This window comes from Kribbella pratensis (genome assembly GCF_004365355.1).
Taxonomy (GTDB): Bacteria; Actinomycetota; Actinomycetes; order Propionibacteriales; family Kribbellaceae; genus Kribbella.
Genome location: NZ_SODP01000002.1, coordinates 1,599,817 through 1,619,251, shown reverse-complemented (window position 1 = coordinate 1,619,251; position 19,435 = coordinate 1,599,817). Strand labels below are relative to the sequence as shown.

The following is a 19,435-nucleotide window of genomic DNA, read 5'->3' as shown; positions in this document are numbered from 1 at the left end:
CCACGGTCACCTTTCTCCCTCACGCGCATGGTTATAGAGACTACGGGATGCGTTGTTTGGGTTACGGCGGCGCTTATGACTTCAGTCACACCTGCTGGACAAAGTTCATCCAAAAGAACGAGGGCCCGAGCAGATCGCTCGGGCCCTCGCTGTCAACTACAGCTGTACTTCGTTATGCGGCGTACTGGTGTGCCTGTACCTCGGCCGGCTCCAGGGCCAGCTCCAGCACATCGCGGACGTCGCTCACCGGGTGAACGGTCAGCTCCGCGAGCACGGACGCGGGTACATCCTCCAGGTCCGGCTCGTTCCGCTTCGGGATCAGGATCGTGGTCAGCCCTGCCCGGTGTGCGGCGAGCAGCTTCTGCTTCACCCCACCGATCGGGAGCACCCGTCCGGTCAGCGACACCTCACCGGTCATCGCGACCTCCGAACGGACCGGCCGTCCGGACAGCAGCGACGCCAGCGCCGTCGTCATCGTCACACCCGCCGACGGTCCGTCCTTCGGGACAGCACCGGCCGGCACGTGGATGTGTGCGTTCCGCTCGGCCAGGTCGCCTACCGGCAGTCCCAGCTCCGCACCGTGCGAGCGCAGGTACGACAGGGCGATCTGCGCCGACTCCTTCATCACGTCACCGAGCTGTCCGGTCAGCGTGACCCCGGTCGGGCCGGTCTCCTTGTCGGCCAGCGACGCCTCGACGAAGAGCACGTCACCACCCGCACCGGTCACCGCCAGTCCGGTCGCCACACCCGGAAGCGCCGTACGCTCGGCCGACTCCGGAGTGAACTTCGGCGAACCCAGGTACTCCTTCAGGTCGGTCCCACCGATCGTCAGGCTGCCCAGGTCCTCACCAAGGGCCAGCTTCGCCGTGACCTTCCGCAGTACGCGGGAGATCGACCGCTCCAGCTGCCGTACGCCGGCCTCCCGGGTGTACTCACCCGCGAGCACCCGCAGGGCCGAGTCCTCGATGGACACCTCGTCCGCCGTCAGGCCCGCCCGCTCCAGCTGACGCGGGAGCAGGTGGTCACGGGCGATGATGACCTTCTCGTCCTCGGTGTACCCGTCCAGCTGCACCAGTTCCATCCGGTCCAGCAGCGGCGCCGGGATGGAGTCCAGCACGTTCGCCGTGGCCAGGAAGACCACGTCGGACAGGTCCAGCTCGACCTCCAGGTAGTGGTCCCGGAAGGTGTGGTTCTGCGCCGGGTCCAGGACCTCCAGCAGCGCGGCCGTCGGGTCACCCCGGTAGTCCGCACCCACCTTGTCGATCTCGTCCAGCAGCACGACGGGGTTCATCGAACCCGCCTCGGTGATGGCCCGGACGATCCGGCCCGGTAGCGCACCGACGTACGTACGCCGGTGACCGCGGATCTCGGCCTCGTCCCGCACGCCACCCAGAGCGACCCGGACGAACTTCCGTCCCATCGCACGGGCCACGGACTCACCCAGCGAGGTCTTACCCACACCAGGAGGACCGACCAGGGCCAGTACGGCGCCACTGCGGCGTCCGCCGACCACTCCGAGACCACGGTCCGCGCGGCGACGCCGTACAGCCAGGTACTCGGTGATGCGCTGCTTCACGTCATCCAGACCGGCGTGGTCCGCGTCCAGCACGGCCCGCGCCTCGCGGATGTCGTAGCTGTCCTCGGTCCGCTCGTTCCACGGCAGCTCGAGAACGGTGTCCAGCCAGGTACGGATCCAGCCGACCTCGGGGGACTGCTCGGCGGTCCGCTCGAGCTTGTCGACCTCGGTGAGCGCGGCCTTGCGGACGTGCTCCGGCAGGTCGGCCGCCTCGACGCGGGCCCGGTAGTCCTCTTCCTCGGACTCGGCCTTACCGTCCAGCTCGGCCAGCTCCTTGCGGATCGCGGCCATCTGCTGGCGCAGCAGGAACTCCCGCTGCTGCTTCTCCATACCCTCCTGGACGTCCTTCTGGATCGTCTCGGAGACCTCGAGCTCGGCGAGGTGGTCCTTCACCCAGCCGATCAGCTTCTCCAGCCGCTCGGAAACGTTCGCGTTCTCGACCAGCCAGGACTTCTGCTCGTTGTTCAGGTACGACGCGTAGCCGGCCAGGTCGGACAGCTCGGAGGGGTCGTCCACCTGCTTGATGGAGTCGATGACCTGGTACGCGCCGCGGCGCTGCAGCACGGAGGTCGTCAGAGTCTTGTACTCGCGGGCCAGTTCGACGGAGCGGTCGTCGGTGATCTCGTGCATCACCGTCGCGCCCACCCAGAGCGCCGCACCCGGCCCGGTCGTCCCGGCGCCGATGCGGACCCGCTGGGTCCCGCGGATCACGGCCGCCTGGGCACCGCCCGGCAGCCGGCCGATCTGCTCGATCTCACCGAGCGTTCCGGCCTTGGCATATTTACCGTCGAGCCGCGGCACCAGGAGCACCTGGTCCTGACCCGCGGCCTGCGCGGCGTCGATGGCCGCCCGGGCCTCGCTGTCGGCGAGTCGGACCGGCACGACCATTCCCGGCAGGACCACGACGTCGTCCAGCGGCAGTACCGGAAGATTCAACGTATCGGTCACGCTGTCACACCCTTTTCCAAGTTGAGTCTGACAGGCTCAACCGTTGGCGCCACCAGGTCATTCCCGGGGCCTTCGGGTGTTCGCTGACGGTGAAATCAAGTAATCATGCGGTCAGCAGGTCGCCGATCTCGCGTAGGCCGGTCAGGTCGTGGACGTCGTCGGCCAGGGCCGGCACCTCGACGGTCCGGATGGCGCGGTGGCCGCGGCGGAAGCGGTCGGCGCGGCGGTCGTCGCCCACGACCTGTTGCATCTTGTCCGCGTGCAACCGCAGTACCGCGGCCGTCAACGGCGACTTGTCCGCTTCCTCGAGCTTCTCGGCTGCAGCGAGTGACCGCTCCGCCGACAATTCCGTGGCCTGCGAGTTCGTCACCCGATTCAGCACGACGCCGGCCAGCGGCATTCCCTCGGCGCGCAGCCGCTCGGCGAAGTACGACGCCTCGCGGAGCGCATCGTTCTGCGGGCTGGCCACCACCAGGAATGCGGTGTGCGGCTCCCGCAGCAACGCCACCGTCTGTTCGGCCCGCTGGCGGAATCCGCCGAACAGCGTGTCGAACGCGGCAACAAACGTTTGTACGTCGGTCAGCACCTGGGCGCCGAGCACCTTGTTCAGCACCGACATCGCCATGTTCACGCCTGCCGACATCAGCTTGAACGGCCCACGCGCCGGCGCCAGCAGCAACCGGAGGAAGCGACCCTCGAGCAACGAAGCCAACCGCTCCGGTGCGTCCAGGAAGTCCAGCGCGGATCGCGACGGCGGGGTGTCGACGATGATCAGGTCCCAGTCGCCGGTCTGCTCGGCCTGCTTGTGCAGCTGCCCGAGCTTCTCCATCGCCATGTACTCCTGCGTGCCCGCGAACGACGAGGAGAGCGCCTGGTAGAAGGGATTCGCGAGGATCTGCTGGGCCTTGTCCGGCGTTGCGTGCTGCAGGACGACGTCGTCGAACGTCCGCTTCATGTCGAGCATCATCGCGTCCAGCCGCCCGCCGTTCGCGGCCTCCACATCGGCCACCGCGCGCGGCGTGTTGTCGAGTTCGGTCAGCCCGAGCGACTGCGCCAACCGCCGAGCCGGGTCGATCGTCAGTACGACGACCTTCCGCCCGCGTTCGGCCGCCCGTAGTCCCAGCGCCGCGGCCGTGGTGGTCTTGCCGACCCCGCCCGCACCGCAGGTGACGATGATCCGCGTCCCCGCATCGGCGATGAGCGCATCCAGATCGAGTTCCGTCATCCGCGTCCTCGCTTCGCTGCGGGCGCGGATGACGGATTCGTGCTCTGCTTGTTGATTCGTTCGCTACGCTCACTCATGGCGCAACTCCTCGGCCAGGTCGAACAGGGCGCCGTGGTCGATACCCTCGGGCTGTAGCTCCAACTCGACAACTTTCTTGCCCAGGGCATCTATCCGGTCGCGGTTCTCGCGTTCGAGCCCGACCCGGATGGCGTGGTCGTGCGCCTCGTTCGCGAGCGTCTCGACCAGGTCGGCGCCGACCGTGATCCCAGCGGCCTTCAGGCCCCTGGTGAGCTCGGCGGCGGGCAGTTTCTCCTTCACGGCAAGGGCCAGCGCGTCATCGTCGAGCGGGCTGTTGCGGACCATGTTCACCACGATCGAGCCGATCCTCAGGTCGATCTTCTCCAACTGCTCGACCGCGTCCAGTGTCTCCTGGACCGGCATCTCCTCGAGCAGCGTGACCAGATGGACCCGGGTGACGTCCGAGCGCAGCATGCCCATGATCGCGTCCGCCTGGTTGCGGATCGGCCCGACCTTGGCCAGCCCGGCGACCTCGTGGTTCACGTTCAGGAAGCGCCCGATCCTCCCGGTCGGCGGCGCGTCCAGCACCACGGCGTCGTACGCGAGCCGGCCGTGCGCCTTGCGGCGGGTCGCCTCGTAGACCTTGCCGGTGAGCAGTACGTCGCGGAGCCCCGGCGCGATCGTGGTGACGAAGTCGATCGCGCCGACCTTCTCCAGCGCTTTGCCGGCGCGGCCGAGGTGGTAGTACATGTCGAGGTACTCCAGCAGCGCGGCCTCGGCGTCCACGGCCAGCGCGAACACCTCACCGCCGCCGGGGCCCTGCGCGATGCGGCGTTCGACGTACGGCAGGGGAGGTACGTCGAAGAGCTGGGCGAGTCCTTGGCGGCCCTCGACCTCGCAGAGCAGGACCCGCTTGCCTTCCTCGGCCAGCGAAAGAGCCATCGCGGCCGCAACAGTCGTCTTCCCGGTCCCCCCTTTACCGGTGACCACGTGCAGTCGCGCCATAGGTCCCAGGGTAGGACGTGTGCCAGGACACACCGTTCCTGACCGGGGCAGTGGGGCGGGGAAGGTATCAGTCCTGACCGGGGCGGTGGGGCGGGGAAGGTATCAGTCCTGACCGGGGCGGTGGGGCGGGGAAGGTATCAGTCCTGACCGGGGCGGTGGGGCGGGGAAGGTATCAGTAGAGTCCCCTGCATGAAGAAGTTCGAGTACTTCACCGCGCCGCTGCTGGTCCACTCGACCAAGGAGATCCTGGACAACTTCGGCCAGGACGGCTGGGAGCTGGTCCAGGTCGTCCCGGGGCTGAACCCGGAGAACCTGGTCGCCTACTTCAAGCGGGAGATCGAGGACAAATGAGCCACCCCGAGGAGAAGCTCGCCGGGCTCGGCCTGAAGCTGCCCGACGTGGCCAAGCCGGTCGCCGCGTACGTCCCGGCGGTCCGGACCGGTGACCTGGTCTACACGTCCGGTCAGCTGCCGCTGCGCGAGGGCACGCTGATCGCCACCGGCAAGGTCGGTGGCGAGGTCAGCGCCGAGGTCGCCAGCGAGTGCGCCCAGCAGTGTGCGCTGAACGCGCTGGCCGCGGTCAAGGCCGAGATCGGCGACCTGGCGAACGTGAAGCGCATCGTCAAGGCGGTCGCGTTCATCGCGTCCACGCCGGACTTCACCGGCCAGCCGCAGGTCGCCAACGGCGCCTCCGAGCTGTTCGGCCAGGTCTTCGGCGACGCGGGGCAGCACGCCCGCAGCGCGGTCGGCGTACCGGTCCTGCCGCTGGACGCCCCGGTCGAGGTCGAACTCATCGTCGAGGTCGGTTAACCCGATCGTGCGGGACCTGAAGTCCGAACTGATGACCGGCCGGATGGCCGAGACAGCCCTCGAGCACGCCCGGACCGGCCGCACCCCGGTCGAGGCGCGACCGGCGTCCACAGTCATCCTGCTCCGCGACGCACCAGCCGGAGCAGCCGGAATGGCCGGCGGCCCGGAGGTCTACTTGTTGCGGCGGCAGCGGACCATGGCGTTCGCCGCCGGGATGACGGTCTTCCCGGGCGGGCGGGTCGATCCGGCCGACTCGGCGATCGCGGGCTCCTGGTCGGGTCCGCCGCCGGAGGACTTCGCCGCCCGGCTCGGCTGCTCTGCGGAGCTGGCGGCGGCGTATGTCGCCGCCGCCGTCCGCGAGACGTTCGAGGAGTCGGGCGTCCTGCTCGCCGGCCCGTCCAGCGAGACGGTGGTCGGCGACACCACCGGCGCGGACTGGGAGGCCGACCGGGTGGCGCTGGAAGCCGGACAGTTGACGTTCGCCGACTTCCTCCAGCGGCGCGGGCTCCTGCTCCGCGCGGATCTGCTTCGCGCGTGGGCGCACTGGATCACGCCGGAGTTCGAGCCCAAGCGGTACGACACCGCTTTCTTCGTAGCGGCACTCCCGGCCGGTCAGCTGACCCGGGACGTGACGAGCGAATCCGATCAGGTCGCGTGGGTCAGGCCGGGAGACGCGGTGGCCGCGGTCGACGCGGGCGAGACGCTCATGCTGCCCCCGACGTACCTGTGCTGCCGCGATCTCACGCAGTACGACGACGTCGCCGCGGTACTGGCCGGTGCAGGCGACCGTGAGATCCGGACGATCATGCCGACCGTGCGGATCGACGGCGACCAGGCTTATCTGGAGACGACATGACCGAGTACGCGACGCTCGTGCGGGCGGACAACCCCGGCCCGATGACGCTGGACGGGACCAACACCTGGATCCTGAAGGCGCCGGACGGCGAGCGCTCGGTCGTCGTCGACCCCGGCCCGCTGCTCGAGGAGCACCTCACCGCCGTCCTGGAGGCGGCCGGCCCGGTGGCCGTCGTACTGCTGACGCACAAACACCCGGACCACTCCGAGGGCGCCGCCTGGTTCGCCAACCGGGCCGGCTGCGGCGTACGGGCGGTGGATCCCGCTTTCCGGATCCCGACCGATCACGCCCACGGGCTGTCCGAAGGCGACGTGATCACCGCCGACGGCCTGCGGATCGAGGTCCTGCCGACGCCCGGCCACACCCTCGACTCGGTCTGCTTCTGGCTCCCGCAGGACGGCTCGCTGCTGACCGGCGACACGGTCCTCGGCCGCGGTACGTCGGTCGTCGCACACCCGGATGGTGCCCTGGGCCCCTACCTCGACTCCTTGAACAGCCTCCGCGCCTTCGCCAACTCACCGGCCGGCGTCGCGCGCCTGCTGCCGGGCCACGGCCCCGTCATCGACGACCCCGCCGCCGTACTCACCTACTACCTCAACCACCGCGAGGAACGCCTGAACCAGGTCCGCGCGGCCATCGCCGAGGGCCACACCACTCCCGAGGCAATCGTCGAACACGTCTACGCCGAGGTGGACAAGACCCTCTGGCCCGCCGCCGAACGCTCGGTGCGGGCCCAGTTGGACTACCTGAACGGCTAGAGCTAGCGCGCCCGGCGTTGGAGGCGGTCGACGTCGAGGAGTACGACGGAGCGCGGCTCGAGGCGGACCCAGCCCCGGGAGGCGAAGTCGGCCAGCGCCTTGTTCACGGTCTCGCGGGAAGCGCCGACGAGCTGGGCGAGCTCCTCCTGGGTGAGGTCGTGGTGGACGTGTACGCCGTCGTCGGCGGTGCGCCCGAACCGGCTGGCCAGGTCGAGCAGGGCCTTGGCGACCCGGCCCGGCACGTCGGAGAAGACCAGGTCGGCCACCACGTCGGAGACCTTGCGCAGCCGCCCGGCCAGCTGCAGCAGCAGGCCGCGGGCGACCGCGGGGCGCCCGTCGAGCCAGCGGAGCAGCTCGTCGTGGGTCAGCGACATCAGCTGGGCGTCGGTGACGGCGGTGACGGTCGCGGACCGCGGTCCCGGGTCGAACAGCGACAGCTCGCCGAACATCTGGCCCGGGCCGAGCACGGCGATCAGGTTCTCCCGGCCGTCGGCCGACGTACGCCCGAGCTTGACCTTGCCCTCGACCACGACGAACAGCCGATCACCGGAGTCGCCCTCGTGGAACAGCACCTGGCCGCGCCGCAGCCGGCTCTCGGACATCGATGCGGCCAGGGCGTCGGCCGCCTCGTCATCGAGCTGACTGAACAGCGGTGCCTGTCGGAGCACTGCGGCATCCACTTTGGGCCTCCTAGGACCTTCGACCACGACTGCGGACGTGGGATCCGCCACGTCCGTCGACCGATATGTGTACACCCGGTCGCCACAAAACCGTAGCCCCTCGGGTGTCGGCACCGCCACGTAGGCTTGCCTCCATGCCATCCCCGCGTGTCGCGGAACCAGTCCCGGGAGCCCTCCCGACGGTCTCGCTGAACCTCCCCCGCAAGGCCCCCGTGGTCGTCGACGAGACCCACACCCAGCTCGTCCGCCGGGCCCGCAAGATGCACAAGGTGCTCACCGACACCTACCCGGACGCCCACTGCGAGCTGGACTTCACCACCCCGCTCGAGTTGCTGGTGGCCACCATCCTGTCGGCCCAGACCACCGACGTCACGGTGAACAAGGTGACGCCCACGCTCTTCGCGAAGTACCCGACCGCCCAGGCGTACGCCGAGGCCGACCGGGACGAGATGGAGGCCATCCTCAAGCCGACCGGCTTCTTCCGGGCCAAGACCAACAGCGTGATGAAGCTCGGCCAGGCTCTCGTCGACGAGTACGACGGCGTCGTGCCGAACAAGCTGACCGAGCTGGTGAAGCTCCCGGGCACCGGCCGGAAGACGGCCAACGTCGTCCTCGGCAACGCCTTCGGCATCCCCGGGATCACGGTCGACACGCATTTCGGCCGCCTGGTCCGCCGGTTCGGCTGGACCACCGAGGAGGACCCGGTCAAGGTCGAGCACATCATCGGCGAGCTCTTCCCGAAGAAGGACTGGACGATGCTGTCGCACCGGCTGATCTTCCACGGCCGCCGCCGCTGCCACGCCAAGAAGCCGGCCTGCGGCGCCTGCCCGATCGCCCAGTGGTGCCCGTCGTACGGCACCGGCCCGACCGACCCCGAGGTCGCCGCGAAGCTGGTGAAGGTCCCGGCGTGAACCGTCCAGCACGATCGCGTACGACGTCCCGCCGCCGGCCACTGGTCCGTGCGGCGACGGGCGTCGCGCTCGCGATCCTGCTGGCTGCCTGCGGCACGGAGAAGCCGGGAGCCACGTCAACGCCGACTCCGGTCGCGGGCGCGGACAAGCTGGCGGCCTGCCCGTCGACGCCGTCGAGACCACCCACCACCGGCGCATTGCCGGACGTCACGCTTCCGTGTCTGGGCAGCGGCCCGGACATCCGGCTCGCCGACCTCCGCGGTCCGCTCGTGATCAACGTGTGGGCGCAGTGGTGCGGTCCGTGCCGCGACGAAGCGCCGTACCTCGCCAACCTGGCGAAGGCGGGGACGGTCAAGATGCTCGGGATCGACTACGACGACCCGCGGCCGGAGCTTGCGGTGAAGTTCGCGACCGACGAGGGGCTGACGTATCCGCACGTCGTCGACCGGGACAAGGCGATCCAGCGTGCGTTGAAGATCGGCGGCCCGCCGCTGACCGCCTTCATCGACAAGGACGGCGCTGTCGCCTTCGTGCATCGCGGCGTGCTCACCTCGCAGCACCAGCTCGATCAGCTGGTCGAGGAGCACGCGCGATGACGTTCGATGTGGAGATCCCGGACTGGCTGCGTCCGTTGGCGAAGGCGTCCGACGACGTGGACCCGAACCAGTTGTCCCGCTTCCTGCCGCCGGACGATCCGTCGGTGCGGAAGTCCGCCGTCCTCATCTTGTTTGCCGAGGGCAACGACGGTCCCGAGGTGCTGCTGACCGAGCGGGCCTGGACGTTGCGCAGCCATGCCGGGCAGATGGCGTTCCCCGGCGGCGGCGCCGATCCCGAGGACGGGACCGGTGACGAGGGTCTGGTCCGGACCGCATTGCGCGAGGCCGAGGAAGAGACCGGGCTGGATCCGGCCGGCGTCGTACCGTTCGCGATCTGGCCGGCGCTCTGGGTGCCGGTGAGCAACTTCGGTGTGTCGCCGGTGCTCGCGTGGTGGCGGAAGCCGTCGCCGGTCGCGGTGGTCGACCCGGCCGAGGTCGCCTCGGTGCACGAGGTGCCGATCAGCGCGCTCGCCGACCCGGCGAACCGGATCAGCTGCCTGCACCCGTCCGGCTTCACCGGTCCGGCGTTCGTCGTCGACGACCTCTACATCTGGGGCTTCACGGCGGGGTTGCTGGATAAAGTGCTCCTTCTCGGCGGATGGCGCCGCGACTGGGACCCCTCGGTCGTCGTACCGTTGCCCGACCGACTGGTCGAGGCGGCCTGGCGGAGGCACGGGGACAAGTCGGAAGGCGTGGAATGAGCTGGCTCGACTGGGCGGTGCTCGGCACCGCGGCACTGGTGGCGATCTCGGGGTACGTCGAAGGGTTCGTGCTCGGCGCCTGCGCCACGCTCGGCCTGCTCGGCGGCGCCGCGATCGGCGTCTGGGGCGTTCCGAAGATCCTGGACCACTTCTCACCGAGCGTGACGGTGTCGTTCGCCGCGCTGGTGCTGGTGGTGGGACTGGCCGCGCTCGGGCGAATGCTCGGGGCAATGGTCGGCACCAGAGTGCGCAACCGGCTGTCCTGGAAACCGATCCGGTTCCTCGACGCGCTCGGCGGCGCAGCGCTGGCGGCCGCCTCGGTGCTGATCGTCGCGTGGGTGCTCGGCGTCGCAGTGAGCGGGGCTCGCATCCCCAGCGTGACGTCGGCGGTCCGCGGGTCGCAGGTGCTGGCGAAGGTCGACGAAGTCCTGCCGAGCAGCGCCGATCGGGCGCTGCAGTCGTTCAACGACGTGGTCAACACCGATCTGTTCCCGCGGTTCCTCGACCCGTTCGTGCCGGAGCGGATCCGCGACACCCAGCCGCCGGACAGCGCGATCGCGCGCCAGCAGCCGGTGCGCTCGGCGTACTCGCGGATCGCGAAGGTGACCGGCGTCGCCAGTTGCTCGCGCGGTCTCGAGGGCAGCGGGTTCGTGTACGCGCCGCAGCGAGTGATGACGAACGCACACGTCGTGGCCGGCGTCAGCTCGCCGCAGGTCGAGGTGAACGGGAAGAAGTACGAAGCCAGGGTCGTCGTGTTCGACCCCGAGACCGACATCGCGGTGCTGTACGTGCCGAACCTGAAAGAGCAGCCGCTGACCTTCGACTTCGCCGGTAAGGCCGACGACTCGGCGGTCGTGCTCGGCTACCCGGAGAACGGTCCGTTCGACTCCGAGCCGGCCCGGATCCGCTCCGAGGAACGGCTCCGTGGCCCGGACATCTACGGCGACAAGACCGTCACCCGCGACGCGTTCTCGATCTGGGCCTCGGTCCGCCCCGGCAACTCCGGCGGCCCGCTGCTGTCGGCCAAGGGCACGGTGTACGGCGTGGTCTTCGCCGCCTCCGTCGAGGACAACCGGACCGGCTACGTCCTCACCGCCGAACAGGTCTCCGCCGACGCCCGCACCGGCACCACCGCCACCCAAGAGGTCTCCACCCAATCCTGCACGTGACGCAGCGGAATCCGTCGTACGCCGCGTTGAAGGAGTGTGACGGTGACGACGAGGTCGCTCCCCTTCGATGAGCTGGTGCAGTCGAGCGAACGCCGGCTGCTGCGGCTCGGGCTGATGCTGAGCGGCAGTGTGCACAGCGCAGAGGACCTGGTCCAGACGGTCTTCACGCGCGCACATCGCCGGTGGAACCGGATCGGTGCGCTCGAACACCCTGAGGCCTACCTCCGCACGATGGTGGTGAACGAGTACCTCAGCTGGCGCCGCCTGCTGAAGAACCGCGAGGTACCGCTCGCCGAGCCTGTCGAGCAGCCGACCACCGAGGACATCAGCGCCCGTCAGGCCCAACGCGACGCCACCTGGCAACTCCTGTCCGGCTTGCCCCGCAAACAGCGTGCTGTCCTGGTTCTGCGGTACTACGAGGACCTACCGGACAGCGAGATCGCCGACGTTCTCGGCATCACGCCTGGCACCGTCCGCTCCAACGCCGCCCGAGCCCTGGCAACGCTCCGCGATCGTCTGCCCGAAGAGGAGGCCTGACATGGCCAAGCTGACCGATGAAGAGCTCGGCGACCTCCTCCGTGAAACCTTCGCGGACCGGGAGACCCTGGCCGATCACCTGCCTGAGGCGACGAAACGCCGCAACCCTGGCCCGGTCCTGCTCGCCGCAGCCGCCATCCTCGCCGTACTCGCGGGCGTTCTGTACGGCGTGCACCGTGCCGACCGGCCGGATCCCGCGCCACCCGTGGCGACCGCCCCGGAGCCGGGTGACATCTGGGGCGCCGCGATCGTCACCATCGCGCGGAAGTTCGCTCCGGCCGGTGGATGGCAGTCGATCGAGGTGTACGGGCCGGGGGATCGCCCGCAGTCCCTTCCGCCGAAGGCGACCCCGACCCCCGTCGTGAAGATGACTGCCCAGGACCGGAAGCGGATCGAGCAGGTGGTCGCGCCGGTCGCGCCGATCGTCTGGGACGGCCGGGACTCCGGAAACTCCTGCGACGGCCGGCGGGTAGCGACCGTCACGGTGGGTTCGATCGTCGACAAGGGAGATCACCAGGAGGTTGCCGTCAGCATCTTCTACGATTGTGGCCGCGGCTGGCTGCCGAACTACCGCATCGAGAAGGTCGACGGGGTCTGGAAGGTCACCGGGACGATCGGCTATCCGGAGGGTGTCGAGCCTGTCGGCGGCTGTCCTACGCCGCTAAGGACTTCAGCCAGTCCACGACCAGGCTGTTGAACAGGTCCGGTGTCTCCTCGTGGGGGAAGTGGCCGGCCGTAGCGATCAGCTCGTGGCGCAGGGGTGCGGCGACCAGTTTCGGCGGAGTGGTCGCGGTGGGGGAGACGGCGGAGTCCTGCGCGCCGTGGACCTGAAGCACGGGTACGGCGACCGGCGTACGCATCTTGTTCGTGTACTTGCGGCCGTCCGGACGGAGCCGGGAGCGGGCGAACCAGCGGTGGTACTCGAGGGCGCAGTGCGGCGCCGGCCACACCTGGAGCGCCGCGCGGTAGCGGCGAGACGCCTCCGCGTCGGGGAAGGTGCCGTCCGGCGCGGCCCAGGCGCGGAGGAGGCGTTCGATGTGGATGCCGTCCTGCGCCAGCAGCCGCCGCTCCGGGAAGATCGGCAGTTGGAACCAGGCCGTCCGGCTCAACGCCTTGGCCCGGCCAGCGCGGGCCAGCACGAGCGGATGCGGCGCCGACACGGCGGTCAGCCCACGGACCTGCCGGGGCGCCAGGACTGCGGCCGACCAGCCGATGAAGCCACCCCAGCCGTGCCCGACGACTGCGGCGTCGGTCGAACCGAGGGAGCGGATCACGCCGGAGACGTCAGCTGCGGCGGTGTACGGGTCGTAGCCGCGGGGTGTTTTGTCGCTGGCGCCGTACCCGCGCAGATCCATCGCCACCGCGCGATAGCCGGCGGCCGCGACGACCGGCAGTTGGTGGCGCCAGGCCCACCAGAACTCGGGAAAGCCGTGCAGGAACAGGACCAGTGGGTCGTCGGCCGCGCCGCATTCGGCCACATGGAACCGGGCCCCGTTGGCCGCGACCAGTGAGTGCGACCAGGGGCCGTCGACCAGCAGGTCGACGACTCCCGCCGGGCTCAGCGCCGTACGCCCGACTCTGGCAAGGCCGCGTGCTCCTCGTCGCCCTTGCCGATCGCCTTGAACACCTCGACCGACTGCTTCGAGGTCTCGATCGTCCGCTCCGGACCCTTCGCGCTCTTCAGCGCCCGCCTCCCGATCAACACCAGGATCGCGGCGATCAGCAGGTAGGCTCCGGCCACGATCAGGAACGCGACGGCCGGGTGCAGGCCGGCCGCGGTCAGTCCGTACGCCGCGGAGATGCTCAGCAGGATGACCGCGAGCAGCGCCAGGAATCCGGCCGCCGAGAACATCCCGGCGCCCGTGCCGGCCGCGACCGCGGTCTTCTTCAGCTCGGTCTTGGCGAGCTCGACCTCGCTGCGGACCAGGCTGGACAGTTCCTTGCTGGCATTCGCGACAAGCTGGCCGACCGTGGGCTCGTTCCCGTTCTGCCCCATCGACATCGCAAAACTCCTTCCCACGTGTCCGTAGCCTGACACTACAGTCCGTACCCGCCGTCAATCGGCGTACGCGCGGTTTCGGCGAGCCAGCAGGAGCGCGGCGATCAACGCGGCCAACACCGAGGCGACCAGTACGGCGGCTTTGGCGCGCTCGACCTGGGCGGGATCGCCTTCGAAGGCGAGCTGTGCGATCAGCAGCGCGACCGTGAAGCCGATGCCGGCCAGCACCGACACCGCGGCGACGTCTCGCCAGGCCAGGTCGGAGTTCAGCTCGGCCCGTGTGAAGCGTGCGGTCAGCCAGGAGCCACCGAACACCCCGACAGACTTGCCGACCAGCAGCCCGGCGACCACGCCGATCGCGACCGGGTCGGTCAGCATCTGTCGCACGGCGGTCCCGCTCAGCGTCACGCCCGCGGCGAAGAGCGCGAACACCGGTACGGCGACACCCGCGGACCAGGGGCGCAACCGGTGCTCGATCCGCTCCGCCGGCGCGTGCTCCTCACCGGGATCGGCGACCACGCGGGTGACGAGGCCGAGCGCGACACCGGCGATCGTCGCGTGGATCCCGGACTCGTGCATGCACCACCACGTCGCCAGTGCGATCGGTACGTAGAGGAACGGCGTACGGACGCGACGTCGCTGGAGCAGGTACCAGACCGCGATCAGGGCGATCGCGGCGAGCAGCCAGAGGAGATGGAAACCGTGTGAGAAGAACACCGCGATGACGAGGATCGCGCCGAAGTCGTCCACCACCGCCAGCGTGAGCAGGAACGCGCGCAGCGCGCTCGGCAGCGACGACCCGACGATCGCCAGCACGGCCAGCGCGAAGGCGATGTCGGTCGCGGTCGGCACCGCCCAGCCGTTGGGTTTGCCGTCCTTCGCGATCAGGTTCGTGATCAGGTAAATGATTGCCGGAAGCACCATTCCGGCGACGGCGGCGACCACCGGCACGACGGCCTCGGTGAGCTTCGACAGCGTGCCGACCACCAGCTCACGCTTCAGCTCGACACCGGCCAGGTAGAAGAACAACGCCAGCGCGCCGTCCGACGCCCAGGCCTCGACCGTCAGCGGGCCGAGCCGGGCGTCGCGGAGGTGGTGGTACGCGTCCTGCCACGGCGAGTTCGCCCAGACCAGCGCGATCACGGCCGCCCCGAGCAGCAGCAGCCCGCCGGTCGTCTCGGCGCGCAACGTCTCGGCGAGGAACGCTCGCTCGCGGCCGAGAATGCGCGGGAAGGCGCGTTTTCGCTGCCGGATCCGTGGGTGCTCGCTCATGGACGGCCCTTCATTCGGGGTCGGTCGGACGGAATGCCGACCAGACTTCCCGGCGCACCAGCCCACATTCTAACGGCTGGTGTTTGCCCGTGGCGGCTTGTTGCGGCAGGGTTGGGCCCGGTGCGCCGGGAAGTCTGGTCGGCAAACTCGTGCCCACACCGGGCGCGAGTCCGCTGCAGCTGCCCGAGAGGTGCCAGAGCCCTGTGAGAGACACCACCGGACCCCGCGGACCCGGCGTACGCTGCGAGCGTGCACGGAGAGCAGATGGCCGAGGACTTCCCGGTGGTCGGGCTGGACGACGACGCCCGGCAGGCGGTCGAGCTGCTGGCGTCGCACCGGCTCCCCGGGCTGATCGTGACGCAGGCCGACGGCAGTCCGTGCTGTGTGCTGCCGGCCTCGCAGGTGGTCCGCTTCCTCGTCCCGTCGTACGTGCAGGACGACCCGTCGCTGGCCCGGGTGATCGACGAATCGCTGGCCGACCGGGTCGCGGACAAGCTGGCAGGTCTCACCGTCCGCAAGCTGCTCCCGGACGAACCCCGGGAGATCCCGGTCGTCAACCACGACGACACGATCCTGGAGATCGCCGCCGTGATGGCGCGGCTGCGGAGCCCGCTCGTGGTCGTCATGCGCGACCGGCACATCCTCGGCGCGGTCACCGCGTCCCGCCTGCTCGAGCTGGCCGTCACTCCGCACTGACCCACGGGACGGCCGGATGACGGTCGTCGCGATCACGGTGTTCGTGATCGCGTACGTGCTGATCGCGACCGAATGGACGCACAAGCTGCTCGCCGTGCTCGGCGCGGCCGGGGTGCTGTTCGCGCTCGGGGTGACCGACTCCGAGCACGCGTTCTACTCCCCGGACACCGGCATCGACTGGAACGTCGTCTTCCTGCTGTTCGGGATGATGGTGATCGTCGGCGTACTCCGTCGTACCGGGGTGTTCGAGTACGTCGCGATCTGGGCGGCCAAGCGGGCCAAGGGATCGCCGTTGCGGATCATGATCCTGCTGACCCTGATCACGGCGGCGGCGTCCGCCTTCCTGGACAACGTGACCACCGTGCTGCTGCTCGCACCGGTCACCCTACTGGTCTGCGACCGGCTCGGGATCGACCCGGTCCCGTTCCTGATCGCCGAGGTGATGGCGTCGAACATCGGCGGCGCCGCGACCCTCATCGGTGACCCGCCGAACATCATCATCGGCAGCAAGTCGGGTCTCACCTTCAACGACTTCCTGCTGAACCTCACACCGCTGGTCGTGATCGAGCTGGTTGTGTTCTGCCTGGTGCTGCCGTGGCTGTTCAAGGGGTCCTTCGCGGTCGACCCCGAGCGGGTGAACGACGTGATGCGGCTGAACGAGCGGGAGGCGATCGAGGACCGCACGCTGCTGATCAAGAGCGGAGTCGTGCTGCTGTTCGTGTTCGTCGGCTTCGTCGGGCGCTCGTTCCTCGGCATCGAGCCGTCGATCGTGGCGCTGCTCGGCGCCGGGGTGCTGGTGCTGATCTCGAAGGTGCCGACCCGGCACTACATGGCCGCGGTCGAGTGGCAGACGTTGCTGTTCTTCGCCGGGTTGTTCGTGATGGTCGGCGCCCTCGTGAAGACCGGCGTGATCGCGAACCTCGCGGATCGGCTCGGCTCGGTGATCTCCGGGCACGCGCTCCTGGCCACGATGCTGATCCTGGTCGTCTCCGCGGTGCTGTCGGGCGTCATCGACAACATCCCGTACGTCGCCACGATGAGTCCCGTCGTACTGGAACTGACCAAAGGGATCGCCGATCCGGGACAGGCGCACGCGCTGTGGTGGGCGCTCGCGATCGGCGCCGACTTCGGCGGCAATGCCACCGCGGTCGGCGCCAGCGCGAACGTCGTGGTGATCGGCCTGGCGCTGCGGGCCGGGTCACCGATCAGTTTCTGGGCGTTCACCCGCAAGGGCGTGGTGATGACCGCGATCACGATCCTGGTCGCCGCCCCGTACCTCTGGCTGCGCTACTTCGCCTTCTCCTGAAGGCCATCCGCGGTGAGCTCGGTCGCCAGCGCTTCGAAGTCGGCTGCGACGACGTCCGGTGCGAGGAATGACTTCGGGTACGGCGTCTTCCGGCGGTCGATGTACAACCCCTGGAGACCGGCGCGCCGGGCGCCGTCGATGTCCCACGGGTGGACCGCGGCGAGCGCCATCCGTTCCACGGGCGCTCCGCACACCTCGGCGGCGTAGCGGTAGGCGGCGGGGTGCGGCTTCCAGCGCTGAGGGGTGGCGACCTCGAGGCGGTGCTCGAGGAACGGCATGATCCCGCCCTTCTCGAAGACCTCCTTCGACATCGCCGCCGACCCGTTCGTCAGCGTGATGATGCGGATGCCGGCCTCGTGGATCCGGCGCAGTCCTGGTGCGACGTCGGGGTGCAGCGGCAGGCGGGTGAAGCCGGACAGCACGCGCGTGACGGTCTCGTCGTTCGGCTCGATCCCGGCGGCGATGAGTTGTGCCTCCAGGAGTTCGGCGGCGAGCTCGCGGAAGTCGGCGTACGCATCGACCGCGGTCAGCGCGAACCCGTCCCGCAGCGTCGCCGCGAACCACGCGTCGAGGCTGTGCCTGGGCAGACCCACCGCCTCGAACCCGTCCCGCAGCGGCTCCATGTCCGTCAGGGTCTCGTTGACGTCGAGCACCAGTACGTCGATCATCACGACTCCTCATATCTTGGATCGTTCGTTCCAAGATAAGATGCCAGGTATGGCGGATGTCAAACACTTCGACGAGGCGGAGGCGCTGGCCACCGTCGAGCAGCTGTTCTGGCGTCGTGGGAGCGCGGCCACCGGGATCCAGGACGTGGTCGCGGCGACCGGGCTGAGCCGGTCGAGTCTGTACAACGCCTTCGGCGGGAAGGACGACCTGTATGCGGCGGCAGCCCGTCGATACCTCGAGCACCGGTCCCGGCCGATGTTCGATCAGTTGGCCGCGGACGGTCGTGGGCTGGCCGCAGTACGCGCGTTCTTCGACCGGTTGCTGCGACTGCGGCTGTCGGGGGAGTACGCCGGATGGGGCTGCATGATGGCGAATGCGAACGCCGAGAACCCGCCCGACGCAGTACGGGCGGTGCTCGCGGAGCATCACGCCGTACTGCGGGATTCGCTGGCGGCCGCGTTGACGGTTGCTCAGAGCAACGAGGAGTTGCGGTCCGGGGTCGAGGTCGAGGGCGCGGCGGAGCTGCTGACGCTGCTCGCGTATGCGGTGAACCTGCGGTCACGAGCTGGTGCGACCCGGGCGCAGCTCAGGTCGGCGGTCACCGCGGCGCTGGCTGCGCTGGCTAGCTGATCCAGACGCGCGGATCGGGGCCCTTCGGGACGATGCCCGTCGGGTTGATGTTGTGGTGGGTGACGTAGTAGTGCCGCTTGATCTGGTCGAAGTCGACCGTCTCGCCGAAGCCAGGGCGCTGGTACAGGCGGCGCGCGTAGGCCCAGAGGTTGGGGAACTCGGTCAGCTTCTGCCGGTTGCATTTGAAGTGCCCGTGGTACACCGCGTCGAAGCGGACCAGTGTGGTGAAGAGCCGGATGTCCACCTCGCGAAGCGTGTCGCCGAGTAGGTACTCACGGTCCTGCAGCCGTTCCTCGAGGACGTCGAGACGCGCGAACAGGGCGTCGTACGCCTCGTCGTAGGCCTCCTGGCTGGTCGCGAAACCGCAGCGGTACACGCCGTTGTTCACGTCGCGGTAGATCTCGTCGATCAGGACGTCCATCTCCGCGCGATCCGGCGGGATCAGTTGCGGGGCGCCGGGCTTGTGGAAGTCGGTCCACTCGGTCGACAGGTCCAGGGTGATCTGCGGGTAGTCGTTCGTGACCACGTCGCCGGTGTTTGTGTCGACGATTGCCGGCACGGTCACACGTCCGTCGTACGACGGGTCTGTGCGCAGGTAGGCCTCGGAGAGGAACTTGATGCCGAGGACGGGGTCGGTGTCGTCCGCGTCGAGGGTGAACCGCCAGCCGCGCTCGTCGCGGATCGGGTCGACGATCGCCAGACTGATCGCGTCCTCCAGGCCGAGCAGCCGGCGGACGATGACGGATCGGTGCGCCCACGGGCAGGCCAGGCTGACGACCAGCCGGTACCGCCCCGGCTCGACCGGCCAACGGCCTTGGTCGTCCGGGCCCTCACCGGGTGCGGAGCTCGAGTCCCGTGTGATCCGGCCGGTGAATCTGTTGCCCTGCCGCTTCCATTCGCCGGCCGATGACGTCTCCTGCACGAACTGTCCCGGGGTCATAACGACAAAACTACCTCCCGCTGGGAATTGGCTGGGGCTGCGGATCGTCACTGGCCGTGAGACGGCACTGGACGTTACAGTCGGGCTGACAAGGTCGTTCGGGACAAAGTAGTCGCGAGCGTCTTGCGCGGTAC

At 69.2% G+C, this 19,435-nt stretch carries 22 protein-coding genes; 13 read left to right on the top strand and 9 right to left on the bottom strand.

Annotated elements, in window-relative coordinates:
* Window positions 1-172: 172 nt before the first annotated feature.
* The 3 genes from lon to EV653_RS24445 form a co-directional block, all read right to left on the bottom strand.
* Window positions 173-2,524, bottom strand: coding sequence for an endopeptidase La (gene lon / locus EV653_RS24455; protein WP_134106011.1), 2,352 nt, complete (start codon window positions 2,522-2,524; stop codon window positions 173-175).
* Window positions 2,525-2,627: 103 nt separating this feature from the next.
* Window positions 2,628-3,749 (bottom strand): ArsA family ATPase, encoded by a 1,122-nt coding sequence (locus EV653_RS24450; protein WP_134106010.1) that lies wholly within the window; start codon window positions 3,747-3,749, stop codon window positions 2,628-2,630.
* 69 nt (window positions 3,750-3,818) lie between these two features.
* Window positions 3,819-4,772: an ArsA-related P-loop ATPase gene (locus EV653_RS24445; RefSeq protein WP_134106009.1), complete on the bottom strand. Its 954-nt coding sequence runs from the start codon at window positions 4,770-4,772 to the stop codon at window positions 3,819-3,821.
* Window positions 4,773-4,961: 189 nt separating this feature from the next.
* On the opposite strand from EV653_RS24445, the gene EV653_RS41310 reads away from it, so the two are divergent.
* From EV653_RS41310 to EV653_RS24430, 4 genes are read left to right on the top strand one after another with little or no spacing between them, the layout of a single operon-like run.
* Window positions 4,962-5,123: a DUF4177 domain-containing protein gene (locus EV653_RS41310; protein WP_165553378.1), complete on the top strand. Its 162-nt coding sequence runs from the start codon at window positions 4,962-4,964 to the stop codon at window positions 5,121-5,123.
* Window positions 5,120-5,581, top strand: coding sequence for a RidA family protein (locus EV653_RS24440; RefSeq protein WP_134106008.1), 462 nt, complete (start codon window positions 5,120-5,122; stop codon window positions 5,579-5,581). The genes EV653_RS41310 and EV653_RS24440 overlap by 4 nt, the downstream gene beginning before the upstream one ends.
* Window positions 5,582-5,588: 7 nt before the next feature.
* Window positions 5,589-6,437, top strand: a complete 849-nt coding sequence (locus EV653_RS24435; protein WP_238160045.1) for an NUDIX hydrolase — start codon at window positions 5,589-5,591, stop codon at window positions 6,435-6,437.
* Window positions 6,434-7,195, top strand: a complete 762-nt coding sequence (locus EV653_RS24430; protein WP_134106007.1) for an MBL fold metallo-hydrolase — start codon at window positions 6,434-6,436, stop codon at window positions 7,193-7,195. Before EV653_RS24435 ends, EV653_RS24430 begins: the two co-directional genes overlap by 4 nt.
* A 2-nt stretch (window positions 7,196-7,197) precedes the next feature.
* Here EV653_RS24430 and EV653_RS24425 read toward each other — a convergent pair whose 3' ends face one another.
* On the bottom strand, window positions 7,198-7,875 hold the full coding sequence (locus EV653_RS24425; protein ID WP_130445909.1) for a Crp/Fnr family transcriptional regulator: 678 nt from the start codon (window positions 7,873-7,875) through the stop codon (window positions 7,198-7,200).
* 134 nt (window positions 7,876-8,009) lie between these two features.
* On the opposite strand from EV653_RS24425, the gene nth reads away from it, so the two are divergent.
* Genes nth through EV653_RS24395 form a run of 6 tightly spaced genes read left to right on the top strand, consistent with a single transcriptional unit; the run spans window position 8,010 to window position 12,486 of the window.
* A complete protein-coding gene (nth, locus tag EV653_RS24420; protein WP_134106006.1) occupies window positions 8,010-8,786 on the top strand; it encodes an endonuclease III in 777 nt (258 codons plus the stop codon).
* On the top strand, window positions 8,783-9,382 hold the full coding sequence (locus tag EV653_RS24415; RefSeq protein ID WP_238160043.1) for a TlpA family protein disulfide reductase: 600 nt from the start codon (window positions 8,783-8,785) through the stop codon (window positions 9,380-9,382). The genes nth and EV653_RS24415 overlap by 4 nt, the downstream gene beginning before the upstream one ends.
* Window positions 9,379-10,083 (top strand): NUDIX hydrolase, encoded by a 705-nt coding sequence (locus tag EV653_RS24410; RefSeq protein ID WP_134106005.1) that lies wholly within the window; start codon window positions 9,379-9,381, stop codon window positions 10,081-10,083. Before EV653_RS24415 ends, EV653_RS24410 begins: the two co-directional genes overlap by 4 nt.
* The gene (locus tag EV653_RS24405) at window positions 10,080-11,252 is read left to right on the top strand and encodes a MarP family serine protease (protein ID WP_134106004.1); all 1,173 of its coding nucleotides are present in this window, start codon (window positions 10,080-10,082) and stop codon (window positions 11,250-11,252) included. The genes EV653_RS24410 and EV653_RS24405 overlap by 4 nt, the downstream gene beginning before the upstream one ends.
* Before the next feature lie 42 nt (window positions 11,253-11,294).
* Window positions 11,295-11,789 (top strand): SigE family RNA polymerase sigma factor, encoded by a 495-nt coding sequence (locus EV653_RS24400; protein WP_134106003.1) that lies wholly within the window; start codon window positions 11,295-11,297, stop codon window positions 11,787-11,789.
* A 1-nt stretch (window position 11,790) separates the two neighbouring features.
* On the top strand, window positions 11,791-12,486 hold the full coding sequence (locus EV653_RS24395; protein ID WP_134106002.1) for a hypothetical protein: 696 nt from the start codon (window positions 11,791-11,793) through the stop codon (window positions 12,484-12,486).
* On the opposite strand, the gene EV653_RS24390 is transcribed toward EV653_RS24395, so the two are convergent.
* From EV653_RS24390 to nhaA, 3 genes are all read right to left on the bottom strand, one after another.
* A complete protein-coding gene (locus EV653_RS24390) occupies window positions 12,443-13,267 on the bottom strand; it encodes an alpha/beta fold hydrolase (protein ID WP_238160041.1) in 825 nt (274 codons plus the stop codon). The two genes, EV653_RS24395 and EV653_RS24390, sit on opposite strands and share 44 nt — an antisense overlap.
* A gap of 80 nt (window positions 13,268-13,347) precedes the next feature.
* Complete coding sequence (locus EV653_RS24385; RefSeq protein ID WP_134106001.1) at window positions 13,348-13,791, bottom strand: phage holin family protein; 444 nt, start codon at window positions 13,789-13,791, stop codon at window positions 13,348-13,350.
* 54 nt (window positions 13,792-13,845) lie between these two features.
* A complete protein-coding gene (nhaA, locus tag EV653_RS24380; protein ID WP_134106000.1) occupies window positions 13,846-15,060 on the bottom strand; it encodes a Na+/H+ antiporter NhaA in 1,215 nt (404 codons plus the stop codon).
* A 249-nt stretch (window positions 15,061-15,309) separates the two neighbouring features.
* On the opposite strand from nhaA, the gene EV653_RS24375 reads away from it, so the two are divergent.
* Both EV653_RS24375 and EV653_RS24370 read left to right on the top strand, forming a co-directional pair.
* Entirely contained in the window at window positions 15,310-15,756 is a 447-nt protein-coding gene (locus EV653_RS24375; RefSeq protein ID WP_238160039.1) for a CBS domain-containing protein, read from the top strand.
* 16 nt (window positions 15,757-15,772) lie between these two features.
* Complete coding sequence (locus EV653_RS24370) at window positions 15,773-17,062, top strand: SLC13 family permease (RefSeq protein WP_134105999.1); 1,290 nt, start codon at window positions 15,773-15,775, stop codon at window positions 17,060-17,062.
* Here EV653_RS24370 and EV653_RS24365 read toward each other — a convergent pair.
* Window positions 17,044-17,730 (bottom strand): haloacid dehalogenase type II, encoded by a 687-nt coding sequence (locus EV653_RS24365; protein WP_134105998.1) that lies wholly within the window; start codon window positions 17,728-17,730, stop codon window positions 17,044-17,046. The two genes, EV653_RS24370 and EV653_RS24365, sit on opposite strands and share 19 nt — an antisense overlap.
* Before the next feature lie 49 nt (window positions 17,731-17,779).
* Here EV653_RS24365 and EV653_RS24360 point away from each other — a divergent pair, with 49 nt between their 5' ends.
* Window positions 17,780-18,361 (top strand): TetR/AcrR family transcriptional regulator, encoded by a 582-nt coding sequence (locus tag EV653_RS24360; RefSeq protein WP_134105997.1) that lies wholly within the window; start codon window positions 17,780-17,782, stop codon window positions 18,359-18,361.
* On the opposite strand, the gene EV653_RS24355 is transcribed toward EV653_RS24360, so the two are convergent.
* A complete protein-coding gene (locus tag EV653_RS24355; protein WP_134105996.1) occupies window positions 18,354-19,301 on the bottom strand; it encodes a glutathione S-transferase family protein in 948 nt (315 codons plus the stop codon). The two genes, EV653_RS24360 and EV653_RS24355, sit on opposite strands and share 8 nt — an antisense overlap.
* Between the last annotated feature and the right edge of the window lie 134 nt (window positions 19,302-19,435).